Consider the following 23,946-nt stretch of genomic DNA (forward strand, 5'->3'; position numbering starts at 1 on the left):
CCCACGGGAACGCGCTCCGCACGGTGACGGTCTTCGCGGTCGCGCCGGCGTTGGACACCGTCACCCAGTTGACGACCGCCCCCGTGCCGGTCGTCAGGTCCGGGGTGGCGATGACGTGCTGCCGCTCGATCCGCACGGCGGCGTCGACGGTGAGCGACACCGACCTGCTGATCCCGCCCCACGGCCACCAGGCGCCGATGCTGTACGTGTTGCTCGCCGCCACCACGACGGTGTTGGTGGCGGCGAGCCGGCTCGTGACGTCGAACTCGAACGGCGTGTAGCCGCCGGAGTGTTCGCCGAGGTAGGCGCCGTTGAACCAGACCTTGGCCCGGTGGTAGACGGCCTCGAACCGCAGCCGGACGACCTGCCCGGCGCTGATGGCGGGCGACGCGACGGCGCGCCGGTGCCAGCCCCAGCCGCGGTAGCCGGCCCACGCGTCGTGGACGTCCCAGTTGCCGGGGATGCGCAGCGTCGCCCAGCCGGAGTCGTCGAAGCCGGGCGTGGCCCAGCCGGACGCCTCGCCGGTGCCGCCGGGGTCGGTCGCGAAGCGCCAGTCCCCGTCGAGCGGGACCACGGCCGAGCCGGCGGCCTGCGCCGGACTGTTCAGGACAACGGGAAGGACAACGGGCAGGAAGGCTCCGGCGGTGCCGGCACCGATGAGTTTGAGGATGTCGCGCCGATGCGGGGTCACACGGGCCTCCGAAGATGGGAGCTGCCTGCCGGAATCGGCTGCGGGCGGATCCGATTCGGGAAGCGGCTTGCAGTAGACGCGAAGCTAATGCACTCTCAGCAAGCCGTCAACCACTGGACGGCCCAGACCGCGAACAGTGCTCCTTCGATGGGCCGGCGCCGCCAGGCGGCCGCCGCCACGGTCGCGACGGCGAGCAGCTGCAGGGCGAGCCAGGCGAGGGGCTGACCGAGGACGACCGGGCCGGCCACCTTGCCCGCGACGACGAGCAGGAAGAACAGGTAGGCGAGGGTGCCGGCGACGGTGGCCGCGGCGAGCCCGGCCGGCAGCCACGCCCTGCGCCTGACCACGCCCGCGACCAGCGCGCCCAGCAGCAGCGCCGCGGTCGCCAGCCGCGCCCAGGTCGTGTCCCACCAGCCGCGCGGCGCGCTGTCGACGATCGCCGCCTCCGCGGGGAGGGCGACGCCCGGCGCCTCGATGGCCGGGTCGGCGATCCAGGCGGCCTCGAAGTCCCCGTAGCCGGCCGGGAGGAGCGGCAGCCGGTCGAAGCCGTCGTCCTCGGTGCGGTGCAGGTCGTGGTTGGTGCCGGCGACGACGCGGACGGTGTGGTGCGGGTTGCCGCCGCGGTCGAGCGCCCCGACGATGAGCCGGCTGCTGCGCAGCGGCACGGCATCGCGGTCGAGGTCGCCCCACTGCAGGAGGACCGGCTGGCGGACCCGCTGCCAGTGCGGCACCGGGTCGAAGCCGGCCTCGGCGAAGAGCCCGAGGTCGATCGTCGCGCGCACCACGCTGGTCTGCATGAGCCGGGGCAGCGGGCCGCGGACGCCGGCGTGGCGCAGGTACTGCCCGTACGCCCACGCCGTCTCCTCCGCCGGTGTCGTGCCGACCGCGCCGACGGTGATGACGAACGTGACGTCGGTCGAGCGGTTCGCGGCGATCGGGGCGACGAACGCGCCCTCCGACAGCCCCCACAGGCCGGTCTTCTCGGGATCGACATCCGGCCGGGCGCGCAGCAGGCGGAGCCCGGCGAGCGCGTCGTCGGCCAGCACCGAGTAGTCGCGGTGCATCAGGGAGTACCCGGTGCTGCGCTTGTCGTAGGTGAGCGTCACGATGCCGTGCCGCGCGTACGCCTCGGCCTCCGCCCGCAGGTAGCCGCGGCCCCGGCTGCCGGCGCCCTCCAGCAGCACGATGGCCGGTTTCCTGGCATCCCCTCCGGTGGGCGCGAGCACGGTGCCGTGCAGCGTGACGCCGCCGTTGCCGGTGAACGTCACCTCGGTCGCCGCCAATCCCTCGGGTGCGGCTTGTGTTGGCGTTCCCACGGTCAAGGGCGCCGCCACCAGCACCGCCGCCGCGATCGCCACCATGATCCTTCGCATGCCGCTCAGCCTGGCCGTGGCGGGGCAGGCCGGCCCAGGGCGGCGACACCCCAGTGCATTCAGGTGTCCGCACCCTGTCCGGCCCGCCCCGGCGCCGCCTACCGTCGGTGCCGTGAACCGCTTTCGTGATCGATTGGCCGAGCTGCGCCGGCTCGCGGTGGGCGCGGCCGTCGGACTGCCGGCCCCGGTGCTGCTGGTTTCGTTTGCGGCGTCTGTACCGGCGAGCCTCGCCGCCGGAGCGGGAGTGCTCCTGTTCGCGGCCGCGCTGTGGGCCTGCCGCAAGCTGGCGGGCGTGCAGCGCCGGGCCGCGGCGGTGCCCGCCCCGTACGCGCCGCTCACCGGCGGGCCGCCGGCGCGGCTGCGGACCGTGGTGCGCGACCCGGCGACGTGGCGGGACCTGCTGTGGCTGCCGTGCCAGTTCGTGGCCGGCGTCGGCGGCTTCGTCGTCGCCGTCGCGCTGTGGCTCGCCGCCGTCCAGTGCGTGACCGCCCCCGCGCTGCGCGCCCTGCTGCCGTCGCCGACGGGCTACGACCCGGCGGTGCTGGAGTGGACCGGCCGCTCGGGACCGCTGACCTGGATCCTGGTGCCGGTCGGCGCCGGCCTCACGGTCGTCGCGGTGTGGCTGCCGCGCCACCTGGTCCGGGCCCAGACCGTGCTGGCCCGGGCGCTGCTCGCGCCCACGTCCGCGGCCCGGCTGGCGGCCCGCGTCGACCGGCTCACCACGACCCGGGCGGCCGCCGTCGACGCGTCCGCCGCCGAGCTGCGCCGCATCGAACGCGACCTGCACGACGGCGCCCAGGCGCGGCTGGTCCTGCTCGCCATGCACCTCGGCGTCGCGTCGGACGTCATCGACGACGACCCGGCGGTGGCGAAGGCCCTGCTGGCCGAGGCCCGGACCGGCGCCGGCGCCGCGCTCACCGAGCTGCGCGGCCTGGTCCGCGGCATCCACCCGCCCGTCCTCGCCGACCGGGGTCTGGCCGCCGCCGTGCACGCGCTCGTGCTGGGCAGCGCGGTGACCGTACAGCTGGACCTGCGGCTGGCGCGGCGGCTGGCGGCACCCGTCGAGGCCGCCGCCTACTTCGCCACCGCCGAGGCGCTGGGCAACGCGATCCGGCACAGCGGCGCCGGCGAGATCCGGATCGCGCTCGTGGACGCGGGCGACGCGGTGCACATCACGGTGCGTGACAACGGCGTCGGCGGCGCCGACCCGTCCCGGGGCACCGGCCTGCTCGGCATCCAGCGCCGCCTGTCCGCGTTCGACGGCACCCTGCACGTCACCAGCCCATCGGGCGGCCCGACCGTGCTGGAGATGTCACTGCCGTGCGAGTCTTGACCGTGCGCGTCTTGATCGTCGAGGACCAGGTGCTGCTGCGGGACGGGCTGACCCGGATGCTGACCGCGTACGGGTTCGACGTCACCGCCACCGACCCCGACGGCGCGGGCCTCGCCGACCGGATCGTCGCCGCCGCCCCGGACGTCGCGGTGGTGGACGTCCGCCTGCCGCCGACCTTCACCGACGAGGGGCTGCGCGCCGCCGTCGCCGCCCGCCGCGCGGTGCCCGGCCTGCCGGTGCTCGTCCTGTCCCAGTACGTCGAGCGCCTCTACGCCCGTGACCTCCTCGCCGACCGGTCCGGCGCCGTCGGCTACCTGCTGAAGGACCGGGTCGCCGAGGTCCGCGAGTTCGTCGACGCCGTCCGCCGCGTCGCCGCCGGCGGCACCGTCATGGACCCGGAGGTCGTCGCGCAGCTGATCCACCAGCCGTCCGCGCTCGACGGCCTCACCGGCCGCGAGGCCGGGGTCCTCCGTCTCATGGCCGAGGGCCACTCCAACGCCGCCATCGCCGCCCGCCTCGTCATCGCGGAGAAGTCGGTCAACAACCTGATCAACTCCCTCTTCGCGAAGCTCGGCCTCCCCCCGTCCGGCGACCACCACCGCCGCGTCCTGGCCGTCCTGAGCTACCTCGACCACCGCTGACCCGTCTTCAGCAGGCTGCATAATGCTCGGCATGGTGAAGTTCCGGGGTGCGACGCCGAACGATGTGCCGGCGCTGGTGGAGTTGGTGCAGCGCGCGTACCGCGGGGACAGCAGCCGCGAAGGGTGGACGACCGAGGCGGACCTCCTCGAAGGCCAGCGGGCCGACCCGGAGATGGTCGCGGAGGCGATCGCCACCGGCTTCGTCCTGGTGGCGGAGGACGAGCGGGGCGTCGTCGGGTGCTGCCAGCTGGAGCGCCGCGACGGGTACGTCTACTTCGGCATGTTCGCCGTCGACCCCCGGCAGCAGGGCAACGGGCTCGGCCGGGCGGTCCTCGAGGAGGCCGAGCGGCGGTCCCGGGACGAGTGGAGCGCCGGCGAGCTGCGGATGACGGTGATCGTCCAGCGGGACGACCTCATCGCCTGGTACGTGCGGCGCGGCTTCGTCAGGACCGGCGAGCTGTCGCCGTTCCCGTACGGCGACGAGCGCTTCGGCCGCCCGCTGCGCGACGACCTGCAGTTCGAGACCCTGACGAAGAAGCTGGGCTGAGCGCCGCGGCTCCGGCCCAGCGCCGAGCGGCTAGGTTAAGCGAATCCCGCGGCCGAGGTACGCCTCGGCGATCAGGGTCGTCCACTGGTAGACGGCGTCCTCGTTGGGGGCGAGCGGCCCCGGCACGAAGTGCGGGGAGGCCAGGCCGCGCTGCACGGACTCGCACGCGGCCCAGTCCTGCCGGTTCGTCAGGTCCCAGAAGTCGACGGCGTACGCCGTCTCGGTGAACCCCTCCGGGAAGAACCAGCTGCACTCGATCGTCGTCAGCCCCGGCTCGACAGGCGTCAGCCGGTGCGTCATCACGTAGTCCGGGTGCGCCGACACCAGCAGGTTGGGGAAGAGCCCCACGTACAGCACCGTGCGGCGCGGCGCGTCGGGGATGAAGTGCCCGGGCCCGTTGCCATCGAACGACATGGTGGTCGCGTGCGGCCGCAGGTCCATCGAGCCCCCGACCCACGCCCCCGGCAAGGCCCAGTTGTCGCCCGACGTGGGCGGCGACACCTTGCACAGCTCGGGGTGGATCAGCGGGCAGTGGTAGCACTCGTGATAGTTGTCGATCATCACCTTCCAGTTGGCGGCCACCCGGTATTCGTGCCTGGCTCCCAGTTGGAGTTCGCCCATCCCGTACGGACGCAGCAACCGCTCCAGGTCCCCCAGGTGCTCGCCGAACGGCTCCGCGCGGGCGCCCGCGTTGACGAACAGCCACCCCGCCCACTCGGCGGCGGGCAGCTCGATCAGCCCGAGCTCGCCGGCGTCGACCGCCCCCATCCCGGGCGCGGTCGCGAGTTTCCCGTCGAGCCGGAACGCCCACCCGTGATACGGGCACACGGCCGACGGCCGCCCGTTCGACGCCCCGTCCGGCAGCAGCTCGTGCGCCCGGTGCCGGCACACGTTGGCGAACGCGCGGACGGCCCCGGCCGGGAAGGTCAGCAGCACCCCGACGTCGCCGACGGTGACCGCCCGCTGCGTGCACCCTTCCCGCAGCTCGTCGACGCGCCCCACGCACGTCCACGCGTCCGCGAACAGGTGCCGCCGCTCCCACGCCAGCACCGCGGGGTCGGTGTACGCCGCCGCGGGCAACATCCGCGACGACCCGAACGGCAACAACGCGGCCTCAACCGCCCCCCGCTCCACCGGCGCTTCCATCCCCCCATCATGACCCGCCCACGGCGATCCGGGAACGGCACTACGCGCCGCCGTGACAGGTGGCGAACAACCACCCTCCCACCTGGCTCGATCGTGTCGGAGACGTGGCGGGGCGTTGCTACAGTCGTGCGCTCGACGAGCCCGTCCTTGAGGTGCAGCAAGGTGTCGATCATGCCTGACGCGTTCCGGCCGTACACGCCGCAGTACGGGCCGAACCCTGCGGCGGATCCGAGCTGGCGGATCCGGCACAGTTGGTGGCTGCTGCTGCCGATCCTCGGCCACGGCTGCGCCGGCGGCGCCGGGTTCTTCTACATCGGGTTGCGCGCCAGACGGCCGGCCTGGTGGCTCCCTGGGATCGCGTACGCGGTGCTCGGCTGGGCCGATTTCCTGTTCATCCTCGTCTCCTCGCAAGAGCAGCCCTCCGCCTCCGCCTACTGGGCCTTGGGGGCGTTGCTGGTGCTCTGGTTCGTCTGCGTGGTGCACGCCTGCCTGATCAACTCGGCGTGGCTGCAGTGGCGGGCGGGCCATGTCCCCTGGTACGCCGAGCCGTCCGCCCCGCCGCCGACCTGGCGGCAGCCGGCGCCCGCAGCCGGCTTCACCATGCCGCCCACCGACTCCAACCCGGCGCCATCCGCGTTCCCCGGCCCAGCGGCCACCGCGTTCAGTCAAGGGCCGCCCGCCGTCGCGCTGAGTAAGGGGGCGCCGGCCGTCGTGGACGTGAACACCGTCTCCGCGGCGGACCTGGCCCGGTTGCCCGGGTTCGACCTGGACCGGGTGCGCCGGACCGTCGCCGAGCGCGGGCGGCGTGCCGGATTCGCGAGCGTGGAGGAGTTCGCGTCCGCCGCCGGCCTGGCGCCGCACGAGTTCGCTCCGCTGCGGGACCGGCTGACCTGCACGCCGCCGAGGATGCCCTGGCAGCGGCCGCCGGAGCGCCGGGTGCTGGATGTCTGAGCTGCCGCTCGTACCGGCGGCGAACACGGATCCCGACAACGCCGCCGTCGCCAGGTTCGTCGCCGCCACCACCGCGGAGGGACCCGGGCGAGCGGACCGCGATCTGGGTGCAGGGCTGCACCATCCGCTGCCAGGCCGCCGCGCTCGCCAAGGTCGCCGCGGCGGTCCAGGCGGCGCGGACGGCCGGGTCGCGGTGAACGGCTGGGCGGAGCTCGACGCGCTGGACACCCTCCTCGCCGGCCTCGGGCAGCGGCGGCGTGGAGAATCAGGGTCGTGCACGACCTGAGACATGACTCCCACCGGGACGCGCTGCACTGGGTGGACGGGGCGCGGCTGCTGCGGTGGCAGCCGGGTGGCGAGCCGGTCGACGTGACCCCGCCGGGTGTCAGCGTCGGCGGCGGGGCGCACGTGTACGGCGGCGGCGACTTCGTGGTCGCGCCGGACGCGGTCTGGTGCGCCACGCCGGACGGTCTGTTCCGGGACTCGACGCTGGTCGCGGAGGGGGCGTTCGGCGACCTCGCCCTCGGCGACGGTGAGCTCCTCGCGGTCCGGGAGGACGCGACCGGCGACGCGCTCGTGGCGGTCCCGCTCGACGGGGGTTCGTTGCGGGTCCTGGCCGAGGCGGCGGGCTTCTTCGGGGCGCCGCGACCGGCGGGCGGCATGCTCGCCTGGACGTGGTGGAGCGCGAAGGACATGCCGTGGGACGCGTGCGAGGTGTGGGTCGCCGGCTACGAGCCCGGCGGCGACATCGGCGACCCGATGCGCGTCGCGGGCGGCGGCGACGAGGCGGCGACCGAGCCGCGCTGGGGCCCCGACGGGATGCTGTACTTCATGTCCGACCGGACCGGCTGGTGGAACCTGTACCGCCACGACGGCACGGCCATCGCCCCGATGCCCGCCGACTGCGCGGCGCCGCCGTGGGAGCTGGGCAACGCGTCGTACTGCTTCCTCGACGACGGCCGGATCGCCATGCTCGTCCGCGAGGGCCCCACCCACCGCCTGCTGCTCGACGGCTCGGCTGTCCCCCTTCCGTACACCATGATCAACCCCTCCTTGACGGCGTGGGGCTCTTCGGTGGCCCTGGTCGGCGCCGCGCCGGGCCTCGGACAGCAGCTCGCGATCGTGGACCCGGCCGGCTTTTCTCGCAGGGTCGTCGCGTCCGCCGCCGTCCCCGCCCCTTCGCGTATCCCCGTGCCGGTCGACGGCGACCGGTTGCTGGTGGCGCTGGTGTACGGCGCAGCCGACGGCCCCACCGTCGTGCGCGTGCCCGCGGGCCCGCCAGATCTCGACCAGGTGCGGCGCTTCAACGACCACGGCTTCACGGTCGTCGACATCGAGGACTTCGCCGACGCCGCCGACTGCCGCACGGTGGCCGCACACCTGATCGACTCCGGCCTCGCGACACAGGTCTTCATCCACGGCGAGGGCATCGGCGGGCCGACGGCCCTGGAGGCGGCGGGCGGCCCGTTCACCGCCGCGGCCGTCACCCCACCCGCCCCAGCGCCGCGTTTCCTCCGCCCGCTGGCTCGCCCGCCCGTCGACGCCAGCGCCCCAGTGCACCTCATCGGCGATGACTTCTCCGAAACGATCCGGTTCTTCGAACTCCATCGGGCTCGTTGACACTCCACGCGCGTTGACAGATAGCTTCGTGAAAGCGAAGCTATCTGTCATGGAGTTGGTGACGGTCGGGGACGCGGCCGCTCGACTCGGCGTGTCCACCCGCCAGGTGCAGCACCTCGTCGCGGCCGGCGTGCTGCGGTCTCTCGCGCGTGGCGTCATCGACGCGATGTCGGTCGAGCGGTATCTGGCGAGCCGGGGCAGTTACCGGTGGCGGGCCTGGTCGAGCCCGACCTCCTGGGGCGCCGTCGCGCTGCTGTCCGGCCACGACGCCGGCTGGGTCGGCACCGCCCAGCGGTCCCGCCTGCGCAGGCAGCTCCACGCGATGGCCGCCGAGGAGCTGGTGGGACGCGCCCGAGGAAGGGCGGTCGCCTCGCGGTACACCGGCCACACCAGCACCGCGGGCAGGCTCCGCGGGCAGGTGGTGGACACCTCCCGGGCGAGCGAGGCGCTCGGCCTGACCGCGACGGCGTCTGTCGACGGTTACGTCGCCGCCGCCGAGCTCGACGCGATCGCCGCCCGCCACGGCCTGATCCCCGACGAGGCCGGACCGTTCACGCTGCGGGCCACCGACATGCCGCTCGACGTCGTCGCCCAGCTGGCGAGCGCCGGGCCGGTACTGGCAGCACTGGACCTCGCGGAGTCCCTCGACGTCCGCGAGCGCCGCGCCGGCCTCGACGCCCTCACCAGCGCACTGGCCCGGTTCCGTGACTGACCGCCAGACCATCGACGTTCCCGGCCCGCGCGGCGGCTGGCTGCCGCCATGGCCCAATGTCGGCGCCGGGTCGAGGTGCTGCGGAAGGCACTGCCGGACAGTCACCCGGCGTGGCGCGTGCTGGGCGGCGACGTTCGCGGTCAGGGCCAGGCGGCGCTGAGGCTTCTGACCGCTGAGTGACTGTCAGGTTCGCGTCGGCCGGCGGCGGTGTGCGACGAGGCCGGCGGTCAGGACGACGGCCACCGCGCCGAGCGTCCACGGGTCGCTGGACCGGCCGCCGAGGTCACGGTCCAGGAAGTGCGCGACCGCGTGGACGGTCGCGCCGACCGCACCGCCGAACAGCGCCACGGACAGCCCGTCCCGCCAGACCAGGCTGATCAGGATCGCCGCGGTCAGCCCGAGCTCGAACGCGCCGATGTCGTGGAACAGATGCTCGTTGTACGGCGGGTACGTCGCGATGACGTCGTAGAACGAGCGCGGGGCGAAGAACGCCCACACTCCTGGCCCGCCGTTGATGATGGCGGCCAGCACGAGGGCTGCGGTCGTGAACGGGCTGCGTTTGGTCATGGTTGTCTGGACGTACGAGGCCCGCGAAACGTGACACCCCCGCCGCCGTCGTCGTCGCGGGAAAGTGTCGTACCTCGTGGATAGGCTCGGCTGCATCGACGTGGAGTTGGGCGGGAGGTGGCACATGGCTTCGGACTTCGAGGAGCTCGCCGCCTTCCTCCGGCGGCCCGGGGTCGGTGAGCATCCGGTCGACGAGGTGCGGGAGTCCGTCTGCGGGTCGTGCGGCGGCGGGCGGTTCGAGGTGCGGGTGATGGACACGGCGAAGGCCGCCCGGCGGACGTGTCTGGGGTGCGGGCAGCACGCGTTCATCGCCGACAGCGTCGAGTACTGGGACGAGGACGACGAGGTGCAGGTGGTCTGCGCCTGCGTGTGCGGCGAGGAGGAGTTCGCGGCGGCGGTCGGGTTCTCGCTGCGTGAGGATGACGACGACGTGCGGTGGATCTGCGTCGGGCTGCGCTGCCTCGCGTGCGGCCGGCCCGGCATCTACGAGGAGTGGCTGATCAAGTGGGGGCCCAGCAACTACCTCCTGGACCACGCATGAGGTCGTGTCTGAGAAATCACCCTGGTCGCCGCGGTCTTCAGGGAATCGGTCGGTGGTGGGCGGGGTTGTCGGCGGTATGACGACGATCGGGTTCATCGGAAGTGGGTTCATCGGCGGGACGGTGGCCCGGCTGGCGGTCGCGGCCGGGTATGACGTGGTGGTGAGCAACTCGCGGGGGCCGGAGACGCTGCAGGACCTCGTCACCGAGCTCGGGCCGCGGGCGCGGGCGGCCACGTCGGCCGACGCGGCGGCGGCCGGGGACATCGTGGTGGTGAGCGTGCCGTTCAAGGCGTTCGACAAGGTGCCGGCCGGGCCGCTCAAGGGCAAGGCCGTCATCGACACCAACAACTACTACCCGCAGCGCGACGGCACGTTCGCCGAGTTGGACAACGCCGAGACGACCAGCAGCGAGCTGCTGCAGCGGCACCTGGACGGCGCCCACGTGGTGAAGGTGTTCAACAACATCTACTTCAAGCACCTCGGCTCGCTCGCCCGGCCCGGCCAGGCCGACGACCGCAGCGCGCTGCCGATCGCCGGCGACGACGAGACCGCGAAGCGCGCCGTGGTCGAGTTCCTGGACACCATCGGCTATGACGCCATCGACGTCGGGACGCTGGCGGACGGGTGGCGGTTCCAGCCTGACACGCCCGCGTATGGACCGCCGTATGGCACGTTCGACGACCCGGCCGGCCACCAGGCCACCGCGGACCAGCTGCGGACGGCGGTCGACCAGGCCAAGCGCTGACCACCTGCCACGGACGCCCCGGCCGGCCACCGGAGCCGCGCCGATCGGTGTGCACGCGGGTGGCAGCCGTGCGGTGACGACCAGGCACGGACAGCCCAGTCACCAGGTCAACGGGCCGCCGCGCCGCGCGGGCGGGGTGAGGGCGCGACGGCACGTTGAGCGGCGACGGCCAGGCGCGGCTCGGCCGGGGCACCAAGGCAAGCGTCGAGCAGGCCGGGGCTGGTGACCGGATACGGTGGAGCGATGGACACGCTGGCGCGGTTGGGTGATGAGTACTTCCGGCTGCACTTCGCGGCTGAGCCGTTCGCGGCCACCGTGTTCGGCGTGGACGGGCACGACGCCGACGTCCCCGATCCAGGCAGGGCCGCGGCCGGCAGGCACCGGGCCGCGCTCCAGCAGGTCGAAGCGGAGCTCAAGACCGTCGAGACGGCCGGGCTCAGCACGCAGGAGAAGATCAGCCACACGATCCTGGGCAGGCTGCTGCGGGACGAGCAGCGGATCTCCAAGGACGGCGTCAGCGAGGTGGCGGTGACGGCCAGCATCGCCGGGCCGGTCGCGCAGGTGGTTTCGACGATGACGACGACGGGCGACGCGGCGTACCTGACCCGGCTCGCGAAGCTCGGCGGCTTCTTCGACGGTTACGTCGCGCGGTACCAGCAGGCCGCGCAGGACGGGCGGTTCCCCACGGCGCTGGGCGTGCGGCAGGCGATCGCGCAGGTCGACGCGTACCTGAGCACGCCGCTGGAGCGGGACCCGTTGCTGCAGCGCGACGTCGCGCAGACGAAGCAGGCCGCCGACCTGGTCACGGAGCACGTGCGGCCGGCGTTGCGGCGGTTCCGGACCGTACTGGACGAGCAGCTGCTGCCGGTGGCCCGCTCAGGGGACCAGGTCGGGTTGTGTCACGTGCCGGGCGGCGCCGACGGGTATCGCACCCTGATCGCGGCGTACACCACGACCGAGCTCGGGCCGGAGGAGATCCACCAGATCGGCCTCGACCTGGTGGCGGGGCTGCGGGAGGAGTTCGCCGACCGGGGTGGGCGGGCGCTGAACGCCAGGAGCACGGACGACGTCATCACGCGGCTCAGGGACGACCGGGAGCTGCGGTTCGACAACGCCGGGCAGATCGTCGACGCCGTCACGACCGCGCTGCGCAACGCCGAGGAGGCGGTGCCGGACTGGTTCAGGAAGTACGACACGGCGCCGTGCGTGGTTCGGGAGATGGACGCCGCCGAGGCGGAGAACTCGGTGCTCGGCTACTACGTCGCGCCCGCCGCGGACGGTTCGCGGCCCGGGGCGCACGTCGTCAACACGTACCGGCCGGAGTCGCGGGCCCGGTTCGAGTACGAGGTGCTCGCGTTCCACGAGAGCGTCCCGGGGCACCACCTGCAGATCGCGGTCGCGCAGTCGCGGGCGGACCTGCCGCGGTTCCGGCGGTTCACCTACTTCGACGCGCACGGCGAGGGCTGGGGCCTGTACACGGAGCGCCTCACCGACGAGATGGGCCTGTACACGTCGGAGCTGAACCGGCTCGGCATGGTGTCGTTCGACGCGTGGCGGGCCTGCCGGCTCGTCGTGGACACCGGCATGCACCATCTCGGCTGGTCGCGGGACCGGGCGATCGCGTACATGCGCGACAACACCGCCCTGTCGGAGACCAACATCGCCAACGAGGTCGACCGGTACATCGCGATGCCGGGGCAGGCCCTCGCGTACATGCTGGGCCGGCTGCGAATCCAGCAGCTGAGGGAGCGGGAGCGGGCGGCGCTCGGGCCGGCGTTCGACATCCGCGCGTTCCACCACGAGGTCCTCGCGCACGGGCCGCTGCCGCTGGACACCCTCGAGGACCTGATCACGTCCCGCTGGTAACTTTCACGCCGAAACGGTTTCGACAAGCGTTTCGGGCACGGGTAGCCCACACAACGCATTGACACGCATGAGCAACGTTGGCACGGTTCCGAAAAGGATTTCGGCAACCGGCAACGGAAGGAACAGCGCTCATGCTGCGAAGACTCGTCCTGCCCCTCGCCACCCTCGCGATACTCGCCGGCGGCCTCACGGTGGCGGAGACCGCCGCGCAGGCCGCCCCCGGACAGAGCGACAACCTGGCCCGATCGGCCACCGCCAGCGCCTCGTACACCTCGCCGTGGGAGAGCATCGCCGCGGTCAACGACGGCATCGACCCCGCGAATTCCAACGACACCGTCAACCGGCGCTGGGGCACGTGGCCGAACACCGGCGAACAGTGGGTCCTGCTCACGTGGGCGTCGACGCAATCCATCCGATCGTCGGACATCTACTTCTTCGACGACGGCGGCGGCGTCCGTACGCCCGGCAGCTGGCGCCTGCAGTCGTGGAACGGTTCGTCCTATGTGGACGTGGCCGGCGCTTCGGGCTATCCCACGGCCGTGAACCAGTACAACGCCGTGAACTTCACCCCGGTCAGCACCAGCCGCCTGCGCCTCGTCCTGCAGAGCGGCGCCGCGTCGGTCGGCGTGCTGGAGTTCCGGGCGTACAGCACCGCGATCGGCACCACGCCGCCGCCGACCAGCGGCTGGAACCCGCCGGCGAACCTCGTCACCCCGCTCAACCAGGTCTGGCAGCACGTCGAGTCGACGTACTCCAACCCGTACGGGTTCCGCAACTACGGCTGGGACCAGGTGTTCGCGAACCGGGGCAGCATCAATTACTGCGTCCGTTGGGATTCCAGCGCCCCGGTGAGCGCCGCGCTGCGCGACCAGATCCACGCGTCGCTGGCGCGGCAGTTCAAGAAGTGGATGGACGTGATGGCCGGGCACAACGGCTGGCCGTACCAGAACGTGCCGCTGAAGGTCGTCGGCTGGGCGGTCCGCGACCGGGCCACGCTGCAGTGGTCCGACAACTCGGTCGACGTCTACGTCAACAACATCCGGGAGAACGCGCCGCAGTGCTCGGAGCCGTGCGGCCGGTTCTTCAACCAGAGCGGCAACTACCCGAACTGCCCGGGCGGCGCCTCGCACCACTACGACATGTCACTGTGGCTGACGGCCGGCATGAACGGCGGCGCCGGCGGCGACTGGGGCCAGCGCGTCGGCAGCGAGTACTTCGTCGGCGCCCTCAACAACGACAACATCCACATCCTGCTGCACGAGATAGGCCATAGCTTCGGCCTCGACGACTTCTACGACTGGACGCCCACCGGCGTCGGCGGCTTCCTCATGAAGGCCGGCTCGGCCTCGTCGATCACCGAGTTCGACGCCTGGATGCTGCGCGACTGGTGGCGCCATCTGAAGAGCCGTTACGGGTATTGATCACCCAGCTGACGCGGGTGCCGTGCCTTCGCGGCACCCGCGTCATAGCGCCTGCAGCTTGTCGGGGTTGGCGACGTTGTAGATGCCGGCGATGCGGCCCTGGTCGTCGAGGTCGAGCGTCATGGTGCCGATGACCCGGCCGGCGCCGCGGAACACGATGCCCGGTCCGCCGTTGAATTCCACGAGGTCGACGCGCATGTCGGCGAGCTCCACCCCCTGGTACGGCTGCTGACCGAGCGTCGCGAACCACGCCGCGACCCGCTCGGCGCCGGTGACCGGGCGGGTCGCCTGGCGCACCTTGCCGCCGCCGTCGGTCCACAGGGTGACGTCCGGCGCGAGCATTTGCATGAGCGTGTTGATGTCGCCGCCGGTCGCCGCGGCGAAGAACCGTTCGGTGACCCGCCGCTGGGTGGCCTGCCCGGCGTGGAACCGGGGGCGGCGCGCGTGCACGTGCTCGCGGGCGCGGTGCCCGACCTGCCGGACGGCGTCCTCGGAGCGCTCGACGGCGGCGGCGATCTCCGCGTACGTGAACCCGAACGCCTCCTTGAGCACGAACACGGCGCGCTCCAGCGGGCTCAGCGTCTCCAGCACCACGAGCAGCGCCATCGACAGCGACTCGCCGCCGTCGTCGGTGCCGTCAGAATTGCCGGTCGGGATCGGCTCCGGCAGCCACGGCCCGACGTAGACCTCCCGCCGGGACCGCGCCGACCGGAGCCGGTCCATGGCCACGTTCGTGACGATGCGGACCATGTACGGCTTGGCCTCGCCCACCTGCGCCCGGTCCACGGAGGACCACTTGAGCCACGCGTCCTGGACCGCGTCCTCGGCGTCGGACGCGCTGCCGAGGATGCGGTACGCCACGGAGAAAAGCAGTCGGCGATGGATTTCGAACTCGTCGGTCATCATGATCAGTACAGCACCAGGACGCCGACGACCGGAGCCATGTACATCAGCGGAAACATCGCGTGTGAGTAGGACCTCGCCCGCAGGACGGTGATGACCGCCCCGGTGAAGTACAGGACGAGGCCGATGCCGGCCGCCACGCCGACGGCCGGGACGAACAGTCCGGCCAGCAGACCCAGTACACCCGCCGCCTTCGCGACGCCGAGCCATGGCCACCACGTGGCCGGGACGCCGTAGGCCGCGAGCGGCTCGACGACCCACTTGGCGCGCATGAAGACCGACACGGCGGAGAACCCGACCCAGAGTGCTGCGGCGATGGTGATTGACGTAGTCATGACCGCGGGACGGATGCCACGGCGCCGAACGTGACATGCGCGTGTCATCCGTCACATCACTCTGCTGAACGAGTTGCATCACCATGCAGTGTGATGCATATACTTACGGCATGTCCAAGGTGCTCACCTCCCTGCCCGTCGGTGAACGTGTCGGAATCGCCTTCTCCGGCGGCCTGGACACGTCCGTAGCTGTCGCGTGGATGCGCGAGAAGGGCGCGGTGCCCTGCACCTACACCGCGGACATCGGGCAGTACGACGAGCCCGACATCGCCTCGGTCCCCGGCCGCGCCGGCGCGTATGGCGCCGAGATCGCCCGCCTGGTCGACTGCCGCGCCGCCCTGGTCGAGGAGGGCCTTGCCGCGCTCGCCTGCGGCGCGTTCCACATCCGCTCCAGCGGCCGCACCTACTTCAACACCACCCCGCTGGGCCGCGCCGTCACCGGCACCCTGCTGGTCAACGCGATGCTCGAGGACGGCGTCCAGGTGTGGGGCGACGGCTCCACGTTCAAGGGCAACGACATCGAGCGCTTCTACCGGTACGGGCTGCTGGCCAACCCCGCGCTGCGCATCTACAAGCCGTGGCTGGACGCCGCCTTCGTCACCGAGCTCGGTGGCCGCAAGGAGATGTCCGAGTGGCTGCTCGCGCACGGCCTGCCCTACCGGGACAGCACCGAGAAGGCGTATTCCACCGACGCCAACATCTGGGGCGCCACCCATGAGGCGAAGACGCTCGAACGCCTCGACACGGGCATCGAGATCGTGGAACCCATCATGGGCGTGCGTTTCTGGGACCCCGCGGTCGAGATCGCCGCCGAGGACGTCACGATCGGCTTCGAGCAGGGCCGCCCCGTCACGATCAACGGCAAGGAGTTCGGCTCCGCCGTCGACCTCGTCCTGGAGACCAACGCCATCGGCGGCCGCCACGGCCTGGGCATGTCCGACCAGATCGAGAACCGCATCATCGAGGCGAAGAGCCGCGGCATCTACGAGGCCCCGGGCATGGCCCTGCTCTACACCGCCTACGAGCGCCTGGTCAACGCGATCCACAACGAGGACACCGTCGCCGCGTACCACAACGAGGGCCGCCGGCTGGGTCGCCTGCTGTACGAGGGCCGCTGGCTGGACCCGCAGGCCCTCATGCTCCGCGAATCCCTCCAGCGTTGGGTTGGCTCCGCCATCACCGGCGAGGTCACCATCCGCCTGCGCCGCGGTGAGGACTACTCGGTCCTCAACACCACGGGCCCCGCGCTGAGCTACCACCCCGACAAGCTGTCCATGGAGCGCACCGAGGACTCCGCCTTCGGCCCGCTGGACCGCATCGGCCAGCTCACCATGCGCAACCTCGACATCGCCGACTCCCGCGCCAAGCTCGAGCAGTACGCCCGCATCGGCATCGTCGGCAGCGGCCAGCACCGCCAGCTCGTCTCCGCGACCGAGCAGTCGACCCGCCTGATCGGCACCATGCCCGAGGGCGGCGCGGAGGAGATCGCCTCCCGCGGCAAGGCCGCCACCGGCGACGAGCTCCTCGACGCCGCGGCCATGGAGGCCGGCACCGACTGATCCGTCCGCACTGCCTGGCGGGGACCCTTCGCGGGTCCCCGCTTTGCTGTTCACAGTCGGCGTTCCGACACATCACGGTTGTCACTGCTTGACGTCTGCGCAGGTCAGGCGGCCGGAGTTCAAAATCCGACCGCTTGCGTGGGCTGGCTAACGTGCGACCGCATGCGGGGGGTTCCTGCCCCCGTGTCCGAATTGATGAGGACGTGATGTGATGCGCAGACAGATACAGGCAGCGCTGGCGACCGCCGTGCTGAGCGCCGCCGCGCTCGTGCCGGCGTCGGCAGCCCACGCGGCCAGCCGCTGCAACGACCCGGTGCCGCCGCCGTCGTGCGTCGGCGAGCCGCCGGAGAGCACCGACGACTCCCCCGTCGGCACGGTGACGTTCACCAACCTGGGCACCGCGGTGCGGGCCACCGGCTGGGCGCTCGACCCCGACGGCGGGCCGCTGCAGGTGCGGGTGGCCATCGACGGCACGATCGTCGGCGGCACCACGGCCAACCTGCCCAACGGCACCAAGAACAACGGGTACGACGTCACCGTCGCCCTGCCCACGATGCCGGGCGACCACCACGTCGTGGTGTCGGTGGCCAACTGGCCGGACGGGACCACACCGGTCGCGTTGAACCGCGTCCTGGGCTTCACCGACGTGAGCGTGGCGCTGCCGGGGCCGACCGACCTGCAGCTGTCGGCCGGCGTTCACTCGCTCTGGTTCAACTGGACCGACAACGCGACCACGGAGACCGGCTTCTACCTGTCGATCAGCTGGGACCAGACCGTCTGGAACGACAAGGGCCAGCCGAGCCGGGTGCAGAGGAGCAACACCTGGTTCCTGCCGGCCAACCCCGGCACCGGGCCGATGTCGCACTTCGTCGACGGGTTCCCCGAGAACACGTACTACCTGGCCAGCGTCTACGCGGTCCAGGACGGCGGCATCCGCTCGCGGGCCGCTACCGGCAACGTCCGCACCACTGAGTAACCTCCGGCACAGCAACGGCGGCACCCGGCCATCCGGGTGCCGCCCCACTGCTGTTTACGGGAGGGGTGCCTTCGGCAGGGACGGCGCGGAGTTGAACACCTGCACCCCGGCCTCGTTGTCCCCGTCGAACGGCGTCACCGGCCCCTGCCCCGCCCCGAGGCAGAAGTCGTCCCCGGCCGGGTCCGCGAACCACATGCCCACGTGCCCCAGCTCCTTGCGCACCCGCTCCTTGCCGACCAGCGTCGAGGAGAACGCCTCCTCCGCGATCATCCGCAGCTCGGTCCGCCCCTTGCCGTACTTGTCGGTGAACACGTCACCCACGTACTCGGCCGCCCCGAACGGCGCCGCCGGCACTTCGAGCAGGAACACCGTGAACGCCGTGTTCGCCGGCCCACCGCTGACCCTGACGTCGAAGACGTCGAACCCCTTCACATCGGTCTCCAGCGCGACGCTCACGTCGACCTTGACCTTCGGCATGCACTTCGCCAGCTGCTCCGAACTGGGCGCCAGCTTGAACTTGACGACCTCAGCCTTCTTCCCGCCGGTCGACGTGTAGTTCCCGACCTTGTCCAGCTCGACGTCCCCGTACATCGCCCCGTAGCCGACGAACGCCGCCGCCCCCGCGACCGCCCCGACCGTCAGCAACGCAAGACCCTTGACCACTCCCATGACTCCGACCTCCCACTCGGGCTACACAGCGGCGGATTCGCCGTCGGTACCCCAGAGCACGGCCAGCGCGCCGCCCCCGTTCACCAGCCCCGATGTCGCGACCTCGACACACGACGGGGTGAACCGGCGAGGTATGGAGACTGTTCCGCCGATGTGGTGGCTGCGTTCAGACTGGCAGGCTTGCCGGCGAGATACGCCGCATCGCAACGTTCTGCATCGATGGCAAGGGAGCCAGGCCGGTGAAAGCCCAAGAAACAACGATTGAGGAGCTTGTCAACGGCAACCGCCAGTTCCGGGTCCCGCTTTATCAACGGACGTACAGCTGGCAGGAAAAACAATGGGCGCAGCTGTGGAGTGCCATCCGCGAGCAGGCGGAGGCACTCACCGACAGCGATCCCGGGCCGGCACACTTCCTCGGTCCGGTGGTGCTGGCACCGGGACCGACATTGCCAAGCGGTCCCCAACGCTGGATCGTGGTCGATGGCCAGCAGCGCCTGACGACGCTTTCATTGTTGCTCTGCGCGCTGCGCGACCGAGCACGACTGGAAGATGCAAAGCTTGCCGACAAAATTCATGAGGACTACCTCACCAACAGGTGGGAAGTCGGCGACGACGCGCTGCGACTGCTCCCGACACAGGCAGACCGGGCCGCCTTCCAGGCCTGCGTCGCCGGCGCCGTCGACGCCGGTGCCGCTGGCGCGATCGGTGAGGCGTACCGGTACTTCCAACGGATGCTGGCGGAGTTCGATGATCCCGACGACCCCGGCGACCTCCGGAGGCTCGAGCGCGCAATCGCAAGGCGCTTGGAGATCGTCTGGATCGCTGCGGACAAGGACGACAACGTCTACCGCATCTTCGAATCGCTGAACAACACCGGGCTCAAACTGACTCAAGCAGACCTGCTCCGCAACTACCTGTTCATGCTGCTTCCTCAACGCGGTGAGGCCGTCTATCGCGACCTCTGGCAACCGACTCATGAGCTGCTTGGGACGGAAGGTCTTGAGCTCCTTGCGTGGCTGGACCTCGTCCTACGCGGGCAGCAGAAGGTGCGGCGGGACGATGTTTACCGCAATCAGCGACACCGGCTGGCGCACCTTGAGAAGCAGCTGGACGAAGTGGCCGTCGAAGCCGAGGTCGCCGAGCTGACCCGGCGCGGGCGTCTCCTGAGTCTGCTGCTGGACCCTGACCGGGAGGCGCATCAGAACGTCAGGCGCGCGCTACGTCGGCTGACCGCCTGGGATGCGGTCACGATCTATCCCGCTGCTATGGCAATCCTTGATCGTCGCGACAAGACCACCGCGACAAGCGAGGAAGTCGCTGACGCGCTCACCTGTTTGGAGTCCTTCCTCGTCCGGCGGATGCTGTGCGGTACACCGACGAACAACTTGAACCGCATCCTCAACAGCGCACCGGCTGAGCTGGTGGATGGTCCGATCGTCGAGAAGATCCGTGAGTACTTGTCCCGGGAACGTCACTACTGGGCGGACGACGCAGCGCTGCGCGACGCCATCCGCGACCGAAACTTCTACTGGTCTGGCCGCTCACAGCAGCGGCAGTTCGTCCTACGTCGGTTCGAAGAGAGCTTCGAGCACAAGGAGCCAGTCGACTGGACCCGCGCATCGCTGACCGTCGAACACGTGATGCCGCAAACGTTGAACGCGGCCTGGCGCCGCGATCTCGAGCCACTTGCCCCAGCCGGCCAGACGGTCAGGGACGCTCACGCCGCACTGGTACACACCTTGGGCAACCTCACGCTCAGCGGCTACAACGGCCAGCTGAGCAACAAGCCCTTCGCAGATAAGCGGATTCTCCTTCGCGACAGTGGTCTCGCCATGAACCACGCCGTCGCAGCGTCCCGCAATTGGGGACCGGAGCAGATCCTTGACCGTGCCGATGAGCTGGCCGGCCGTGCCATCGCGCTTTGGCCGGGACCGAATCCCCGTCCTGCGGAGCCACCTGCCGAGAAGCCGAAGTGGCGCACCCTACGCCAGGCTCTCACCGCACTTCCGGCGGGCACCTGGACCTCCCCAGCGGACCTGGCTGAACTCGTCAGCAGCTATCAGGGAGTTGTCACCCGGCACCTGCGGAGCAATGCGTTCCCGAACATCTGGCGCGTCTTGGATCAGGGAGGCAGCGTCCTGCCTGATCTCCGCTGGCCTGACGGTGCGGAGAGGGAGGATCCCCTCGCACGGTTGACCGCCGAAGGTGTCGACCTCATCGAAGGCGTCGCGAGCCAGTATCACCGCATGTGGCCGACTGAACTGGCTCAACTGATCGGTCTCACTTCACCAGAAGCCGTCAGTGCCCCGCCGCCCGACCCCGACTCTGAAGCAGAGTTCTGGGGCGTCTTCGATGCGGAGGCTGACGCAGCAACGATCGCTGGTCTGCGTGCTGCCGTAGAGGCATGGCGGCAGGCAGGCGGCGAGTTTTCAGTCGGATACCATGAAGAGATCAGTGGCTATTTCGCCGTCGGTACTGACAGGTCAGCTGTTCCGTGGATCGTCAGCCCGGAGAATGACTACGTCGAGATGGCCTTCGACGCCTTGAGACTCGTCCCACCTTTCGACGATCCGGCAGTCCGCGAAGAGTTCCGTAAACGGTGCGAGGTCATCCCGGGCATCGTCGTGCCGGCTGCCAAGGTGGACTTCCAGCCGTGGTTCCCGCTCGACGTACTGGCGAATCCGGAGGCACGGGAACCGGTTCGGGATGCGTTGCAATGGTTCGCTTCAGCGTGCACTGCCGACGAGATGCCGCCGGGATAGGTGGTCCCAGGGGATGCGTTGCGGATGGTGCCGGGCAAAGCTTCCGAGCTTGCCCGGCCCCAACCGGCCAGTCGCCTCTTGGCCAGCAACGCTAATCAGGCAGCCCGACCGCAGCGGCTGCGATTCCTTGGCGTTCCTTGCCGCGCGGGCGGGCGAGCCAGAGGCCCGTGCCGTACATCGTGAGGCCGAGGGCGATGAACGCGCCCGCTACCGCGTACTGAAGGCCGGTCGGCATGTAGGTGGCCAGGAACCAGCTGTGGTGGAGCTTGTCGTTGGCGACGAAGATCGCGGCGACGATGCCCTGCGGGAACAGGGGGATGGCGCCGAGGCCGAAGCACCAGCCGGCCACCGCCTTCTGGGTGTTGCTCAGGTGGTCGAAGCGCAGGGTCTTCTGCGTGACCGGTTTGCGGCCGGTGCGCATCGTGTCCAGCAGTTCGGGGCCGTGGGACGCGAGGCGGCGCTCGGCCAGCGAACCGAGGAACCAGAAGCAGGCCGCGCCGGTCAGCAGGCCGACCGCCACGCCCGCCCAGCCGAACCAGATCGCGGTGAGAAGAGCCGGCGCGGCCGCCAGCAGGACGAGGGCGATCATCAGGTACGCCAGGCCCGTCAGGCCGCCGTCGTTCTCGCTGGTGCGCAGGGGGTTGCCGGCGCGGCGGTGCGGGTCGGTGCCGGGGATCAGGGCGTACACCGAGACGAGCGGGATCAGGCCGGCGGCGCCGCCCAGTAGGGCGGGCAGCAGGGCGAGGACCAGCGGCCACGGGCCACCCGTGATCGCGGTGAAAACCAACGTGACGAGGATTGCCAGCGGGGCCTGGACGGAGAGGAACGCGAGCTGACGGCCGCGGACGTCGGAGGCGTTGGCGAGCAGGGTGAGCCAGAGGGCGGTGCCGTCGGTGCCGTACAGGTTGGAGGACATCGCGGCGGCCATGACGACGAAGATGGGGCCGGCGTAGGGGAGCATGCCGTTCCAGCCGATGAGCAGCGGGCTGGCGGCGAAGCAGACGCCGTAGGAGAGCGCGAACGCCAGCTGGTGGTTGCGGACCAGGTCACGCGACCAGGTGAGCAGCTCCTTCGCCACCACGGCACCCGTGGGGGACGTGGGCCGCACAGACCACGCGCCGCGGCCCGACGAAGGGCGGGAACGCCGGCCGAGCAGCGCCGCCCAGAGCGCGAGCAGCACCAGTACCGACGCCGCCAACGCTGCCAGAGCCCACCAGTGCCCGCGGGCGGCCTGCACACCCCACGACGACGGGAGATATCCAACGAACGATGGAATTCCGGTCTCGCCGAACGCGGCGAAGAACACCCAGACCTGCCCGAGCGCCGCCAGGATCGCCCCGTTGACGAGGCCGGAGCCGACCGCCCCGACCCGCGACCGCAGCGCCAGGCCGACGACCGCCACGCACACCTTCGACAGCAGCACGAAGACCGCGAGTTGCAGCAGCGTCGCCGGCACTGCCAGCAACACCGAACCGGAGCGGATTCCAACAACGAGCAGACCGAGCAGCGCGGTGAACGACACGAGCGGCGCGACGCCGACGAACGCCGCCGTCAGCAGGCCCATCGCCAGGCGCCGCCGGGGCAGCCCGAGCAGCGCGAAGTACTCCGGCCGGACCGTCTCGTCGCCGCCGCCCATGAAGACCGGGCCGAGCATCCAGCCGAGCATCCAGACCGCGTACCCGGCGGCGAGGAGGTCGGCGTCGACGAACGCCAGGTAGATCGTCCCGGCCGCCAGCACCGCCCCGAGCAGCGCACCCGTGCCGGCCGTCTGCGCGCGCGGCCCTCGGAAGGCGTGCCGCAGGATGGCGAACTTCATCTGCGCCATGGTCACTTCGACAGCCACGACAGCTCCTTCTTGGTCTGCTCGGTGCCCACCAGCCCGACGAACGTGTCCTCCAGCGACCGCCCACCCCGCACCTCGTCCAGCGGCCCGGCGGCGACGACGCGGCCCGCGTCGACGACGGCCACGTGATCGCAGAGCTGCTCGACCAGCGCCATCACGTGACTCGACAGCACGATCGACCCGCCGCCCGCCACAAACCCACGCAGGATGGATTTGATGGTCGCCGCCGACACGGGATCGACCGCCTCGAACGGCTCGTCCAGCACCAGCAACCGCGGCGCGTGCAGCAACGCCGTGGCCAGCCCGATCTTCTTCCGCATGCCCGTCGAATACTCGATGACCAGCGCCTTCTCGGCGGCATCAAGCTCAAGCACGGCAAGGAGCTCATCGGCCCGCTCGGCGACGGTCGCCCGAGGCATGCCGCGCAGGAGCCCGATGTACGTGAGCACCTCCCGCCCCGTCAGCCGCTCCGGCATGGCGAGCCCGTCGGGAAGGACGCCGACCAGCGCCTTGGCCTGCGCCGGCGCCGACCAGACGTCCGCCCCGAAGATGCTGGCGGTGCCACCATCGGGCCGCAGCAACCCGACCGCCATCGACAGGGTCGTGGTCTTCCCGGCCCCGTTCTGCCCCACCAGCCCGTAGAACGACCCCCGCGGCACCGCCAGGTCAACCCCAGCCACGGCGACCTTGTCCCCGAACCGCTTGACCAGCCCCCGAATATCCAACGCCGTTTCCATGCCGTCGA

Annotated in this window: 23 protein-coding genes and 1 pseudogene; 15 read left to right on the top strand and 9 right to left on the bottom strand. The window is 71.1% G+C overall.

Features of this window, described 5'->3' with window-relative positions; genetic code table 11:
- Window positions 1-23 precede the first annotated feature (23 nt).
- The gene (locus ACQEVZ_RS24255; RefSeq protein ID WP_433377295.1) at window positions 24-281 is read left to right on the top strand and encodes a hypothetical protein; all 258 of its coding nucleotides are present in this window, start codon (window positions 24-26) and stop codon (window positions 279-281) included.
- Here the strand turns inward: ACQEVZ_RS24255 and ACQEVZ_RS24260 are convergent.
- Window positions 212-691, bottom strand: a pseudogene (locus ACQEVZ_RS24260) (sugar-binding domain-containing protein); the annotation flags it as partial. The gene ACQEVZ_RS24255 and the pseudogene ACQEVZ_RS24260 overlap by 70 nt on opposite strands.
- Window positions 692-786: 95 nt before the next feature.
- Window positions 787-2,064: an alpha/beta hydrolase family protein gene (locus tag ACQEVZ_RS24265; protein WP_433370228.1), complete on the bottom strand. Its 1,278-nt coding sequence runs from the start codon at window positions 2,062-2,064 to the stop codon at window positions 787-789.
- A 112-nt stretch (window positions 2,065-2,176) separates the two neighbouring features.
- Between ACQEVZ_RS24265 and ACQEVZ_RS24270 the strand changes: the two genes are divergently transcribed.
- Genes ACQEVZ_RS24270 through ACQEVZ_RS24280 form a run of 3 tightly spaced genes read left to right on the top strand, consistent with a single transcriptional unit; the run spans window position 2,177 to window position 4,585 of the window.
- On the top strand, window positions 2,177-3,397 hold the full coding sequence (locus tag ACQEVZ_RS24270; RefSeq protein WP_433370231.1) for a sensor histidine kinase: 1,221 nt from the start codon (window positions 2,177-2,179) through the stop codon (window positions 3,395-3,397).
- A 2-nt stretch (window positions 3,398-3,399) separates the two neighbouring features.
- Complete coding sequence (locus tag ACQEVZ_RS24275) at window positions 3,400-4,038, top strand: response regulator (RefSeq protein ID WP_433376957.1); 639 nt, start codon at window positions 3,400-3,402, stop codon at window positions 4,036-4,038.
- 31 nt (window positions 4,039-4,069) lie between these two features.
- On the top strand, window positions 4,070-4,585 hold the full coding sequence (locus ACQEVZ_RS24280; protein ID WP_433370234.1) for a GNAT family N-acetyltransferase: 516 nt from the start codon (window positions 4,070-4,072) through the stop codon (window positions 4,583-4,585).
- Between the two features lie 30 nt (window positions 4,586-4,615).
- Here ACQEVZ_RS24280 and ACQEVZ_RS24285 read toward each other — a convergent pair whose 3' ends face one another.
- Window positions 4,616-5,731: an aromatic ring-hydroxylating oxygenase subunit alpha gene (locus ACQEVZ_RS24285; RefSeq protein ID WP_433370237.1), complete on the bottom strand. Its 1,116-nt coding sequence runs from the start codon at window positions 5,729-5,731 to the stop codon at window positions 4,616-4,618.
- Between the two features lie 171 nt (window positions 5,732-5,902).
- Between ACQEVZ_RS24285 and ACQEVZ_RS24290 the strand changes: the two genes are divergently transcribed.
- The 4 genes from ACQEVZ_RS24290 to ACQEVZ_RS24305 are packed head-to-tail and all read left to right on the top strand — an operon-like array spanning window position 5,903 to window position 9,014.
- Window positions 5,903-6,682 carry a ComEA family DNA-binding protein gene (locus ACQEVZ_RS24290; protein ID WP_433370240.1) on the top strand — a complete coding sequence of 260 codons (780 nt, stop codon included), beginning with the start codon at window positions 5,903-5,905 and terminating at the stop codon, window positions 6,680-6,682.
- Window positions 6,675-6,968: a hypothetical protein gene (locus tag ACQEVZ_RS24295; RefSeq protein ID WP_433370243.1), complete on the top strand. Its 294-nt coding sequence runs from the start codon at window positions 6,675-6,677 to the stop codon at window positions 6,966-6,968. The genes ACQEVZ_RS24290 and ACQEVZ_RS24295 overlap by 8 nt, the downstream gene beginning before the upstream one ends.
- The gene (locus tag ACQEVZ_RS24300) at window positions 6,956-8,302 is read left to right on the top strand and encodes a TolB family protein (protein WP_433370246.1); all 1,347 of its coding nucleotides are present in this window, start codon (window positions 6,956-6,958) and stop codon (window positions 8,300-8,302) included. Before ACQEVZ_RS24295 ends, ACQEVZ_RS24300 begins: the two co-directional genes overlap by 13 nt.
- Window positions 8,303-8,351: 49 nt before the next feature.
- A complete protein-coding gene (locus ACQEVZ_RS24305; RefSeq protein ID WP_433370249.1) occupies window positions 8,352-9,014 on the top strand; it encodes a hypothetical protein in 663 nt (220 codons plus the stop codon).
- 183 nt (window positions 9,015-9,197) lie between these two features.
- On the opposite strand, the gene ACQEVZ_RS24310 is transcribed toward ACQEVZ_RS24305, so the two are convergent.
- Entirely contained in the window at window positions 9,198-9,581 is a 384-nt protein-coding gene (locus ACQEVZ_RS24310) for a hypothetical protein (protein ID WP_344514882.1), read from the bottom strand.
- A 124-nt stretch (window positions 9,582-9,705) separates the two neighbouring features.
- Here ACQEVZ_RS24310 and ACQEVZ_RS24315 point away from each other — a divergent pair, with 124 nt between their 5' ends.
- From ACQEVZ_RS24315 to ACQEVZ_RS24330, 4 genes are all read left to right on the top strand, one after another.
- Window positions 9,706-10,122 (top strand): hypothetical protein, encoded by a 417-nt coding sequence (locus tag ACQEVZ_RS24315; protein ID WP_344514884.1) that lies wholly within the window; start codon window positions 9,706-9,708, stop codon window positions 10,120-10,122.
- Between the two features lie 76 nt (window positions 10,123-10,198).
- Window positions 10,199-10,867 (top strand): NADPH-dependent F420 reductase, encoded by a 669-nt coding sequence (locus ACQEVZ_RS24320; RefSeq protein ID WP_433370253.1) that lies wholly within the window; start codon window positions 10,199-10,201, stop codon window positions 10,865-10,867.
- Window positions 10,868-11,110: 243 nt separating this feature from the next.
- Window positions 11,111-12,733: a DUF885 domain-containing protein gene (locus ACQEVZ_RS24325; RefSeq protein ID WP_433370256.1), complete on the top strand. Its 1,623-nt coding sequence runs from the start codon at window positions 11,111-11,113 to the stop codon at window positions 12,731-12,733.
- 131 nt (window positions 12,734-12,864) lie between these two features.
- Complete coding sequence (locus tag ACQEVZ_RS24330; protein ID WP_344514890.1) at window positions 12,865-14,154, top strand: cellulose-binding protein; 1,290 nt, start codon at window positions 12,865-12,867, stop codon at window positions 14,152-14,154.
- Between the two features lie 42 nt (window positions 14,155-14,196).
- On the opposite strand, the gene ACQEVZ_RS24335 is transcribed toward ACQEVZ_RS24330, so the two are convergent.
- Both ACQEVZ_RS24335 and ACQEVZ_RS24340 read right to left on the bottom strand, forming a co-directional pair.
- A complete protein-coding gene (locus tag ACQEVZ_RS24335) occupies window positions 14,197-15,060 on the bottom strand; it encodes an RNA polymerase sigma-70 factor (protein ID WP_433370259.1) in 864 nt (287 codons plus the stop codon).
- A 2-nt stretch (window positions 15,061-15,062) separates the two neighbouring features.
- Window positions 15,063-15,392, bottom strand: coding sequence for a DoxX family protein (locus ACQEVZ_RS24340; protein ID WP_433370262.1), 330 nt, complete (start codon window positions 15,390-15,392; stop codon window positions 15,063-15,065).
- A 110-nt stretch (window positions 15,393-15,502) separates the two neighbouring features.
- Between ACQEVZ_RS24340 and argG the strand changes: the two genes are divergently transcribed.
- Window positions 15,503-16,951 (top strand): argininosuccinate synthase, encoded by a 1,449-nt coding sequence (gene argG / locus ACQEVZ_RS24345; RefSeq protein WP_433370265.1) that lies wholly within the window; start codon window positions 15,503-15,505, stop codon window positions 16,949-16,951.
- A gap of 211 nt (window positions 16,952-17,162) precedes the next feature.
- The gene (locus ACQEVZ_RS24350) at window positions 17,163-17,927 is read left to right on the top strand and encodes a hypothetical protein (protein WP_433370268.1); all 765 of its coding nucleotides are present in this window, start codon (window positions 17,163-17,165) and stop codon (window positions 17,925-17,927) included.
- 54 nt (window positions 17,928-17,981) lie between these two features.
- On the opposite strand, the gene ACQEVZ_RS24355 is transcribed toward ACQEVZ_RS24350, so the two are convergent.
- Complete coding sequence (locus tag ACQEVZ_RS24355) at window positions 17,982-18,596, bottom strand: hypothetical protein (RefSeq protein WP_344514900.1); 615 nt, start codon at window positions 18,594-18,596, stop codon at window positions 17,982-17,984.
- A gap of 239 nt (window positions 18,597-18,835) precedes the next feature.
- On the opposite strand from ACQEVZ_RS24355, the gene ACQEVZ_RS24360 reads away from it, so the two are divergent.
- Window positions 18,836-21,358, top strand: coding sequence for a DUF262 domain-containing protein (locus tag ACQEVZ_RS24360; protein ID WP_433370272.1), 2,523 nt, complete (start codon window positions 18,836-18,838; stop codon window positions 21,356-21,358).
- A 91-nt stretch (window positions 21,359-21,449) separates the two neighbouring features.
- Here the strand turns inward: ACQEVZ_RS24360 and ACQEVZ_RS24365 are convergent, their stop codons facing one another.
- Both ACQEVZ_RS24365 and ACQEVZ_RS24370 read right to left on the bottom strand, forming a co-directional pair.
- Window positions 21,450-23,201, bottom strand: coding sequence for a hypothetical protein (locus tag ACQEVZ_RS24365; protein ID WP_433370275.1), 1,752 nt, complete (start codon window positions 23,199-23,201; stop codon window positions 21,450-21,452).
- The gene (locus ACQEVZ_RS24370; RefSeq protein WP_344514908.1) at window positions 23,186-23,938 is read right to left on the bottom strand and encodes an ABC transporter ATP-binding protein; all 753 of its coding nucleotides are present in this window, start codon (window positions 23,936-23,938) and stop codon (window positions 23,186-23,188) included. Before ACQEVZ_RS24370 ends, ACQEVZ_RS24365 begins: the two co-directional genes overlap by 16 nt.
- Window positions 23,939-23,946 lie beyond the last annotated feature (8 nt).

The organism is Dactylosporangium sp. CA-152071, from assembly GCF_050936335.1.
GTDB lineage: Bacteria > Actinomycetota > Actinomycetes > Mycobacteriales > Micromonosporaceae > Dactylosporangium > Dactylosporangium maewongense.

Excerpts from the sequence above, each read along its gene's own strand:
- ACQEVZ_RS24265 (WP_433370228.1), bottom strand. The coding sequence starts at position 2,064 with ATGCGAAGGATCATGGTGGCGATCGCGGCGGCGGTGCTGGTGGCGGCG.
- ACQEVZ_RS24280 (WP_433370234.1), top strand. The coding sequence starts at position 4,070 with ATGGTGAAGTTCCGGGGTGCGACGCCGAACGATGTGCCGGCGCTGGTG.
- ACQEVZ_RS24285 (WP_433370237.1), bottom strand. The coding sequence starts at position 5,731 with ATGGAAGCGCCGGTGGAGCGGGGGGCGGTTGAGGCCGCGTTGTTGCCG.
- ACQEVZ_RS24290 (WP_433370240.1), top strand. The coding sequence starts at position 5,903 with ATGCCTGACGCGTTCCGGCCGTACACGCCGCAGTACGGGCCGAACCCT.
- ACQEVZ_RS24295 (WP_433370243.1), top strand. The coding sequence starts at position 6,675 with ATGTCTGAGCTGCCGCTCGTACCGGCGGCGAACACGGATCCCGACAAC.
- ACQEVZ_RS24305 (WP_433370249.1), top strand. The coding sequence starts at position 8,352 with ATGGAGTTGGTGACGGTCGGGGACGCGGCCGCTCGACTCGGCGTGTCC.
- ACQEVZ_RS24310 (WP_344514882.1), bottom strand. The coding sequence starts at position 9,581 with ATGACCAAACGCAGCCCGTTCACGACCGCAGCCCTCGTGCTGGCCGCC.
- ACQEVZ_RS24315 (WP_344514884.1), top strand. The coding sequence starts at position 9,706 with ATGGCTTCGGACTTCGAGGAGCTCGCCGCCTTCCTCCGGCGGCCCGGG.
- ACQEVZ_RS24320 (WP_433370253.1), top strand. The coding sequence starts at position 10,199 with ATGACGACGATCGGGTTCATCGGAAGTGGGTTCATCGGCGGGACGGTG.
- ACQEVZ_RS24325 (WP_433370256.1), top strand. The coding sequence starts at position 11,111 with ATGGACACGCTGGCGCGGTTGGGTGATGAGTACTTCCGGCTGCACTTC.
- ACQEVZ_RS24330 (WP_344514890.1), top strand. The coding sequence starts at position 12,865 with ATGCTGCGAAGACTCGTCCTGCCCCTCGCCACCCTCGCGATACTCGCC.
- ACQEVZ_RS24335 (WP_433370259.1), bottom strand. The coding sequence starts at position 15,060 with ATGATGACCGACGAGTTCGAAATCCATCGCCGACTGCTTTTCTCCGTG.
- ACQEVZ_RS24340 (WP_433370262.1), bottom strand. The coding sequence starts at position 15,392 with ATGACTACGTCAATCACCATCGCCGCAGCACTCTGGGTCGGGTTCTCC.
- argG (WP_433370265.1), top strand. The coding sequence starts at position 15,503 with ATGTCCAAGGTGCTCACCTCCCTGCCCGTCGGTGAACGTGTCGGAATC.
- ACQEVZ_RS24350 (WP_433370268.1), top strand. The coding sequence starts at position 17,163 with ATGCGCAGACAGATACAGGCAGCGCTGGCGACCGCCGTGCTGAGCGCC.
- ACQEVZ_RS24355 (WP_344514900.1), bottom strand. The coding sequence starts at position 18,596 with ATGGGAGTGGTCAAGGGTCTTGCGTTGCTGACGGTCGGGGCGGTCGCG.
- ACQEVZ_RS24370 (WP_344514908.1), bottom strand. The coding sequence starts at position 23,938 with ATGGAAACGGCGTTGGATATTCGGGGGCTGGTCAAGCGGTTCGGGGAC.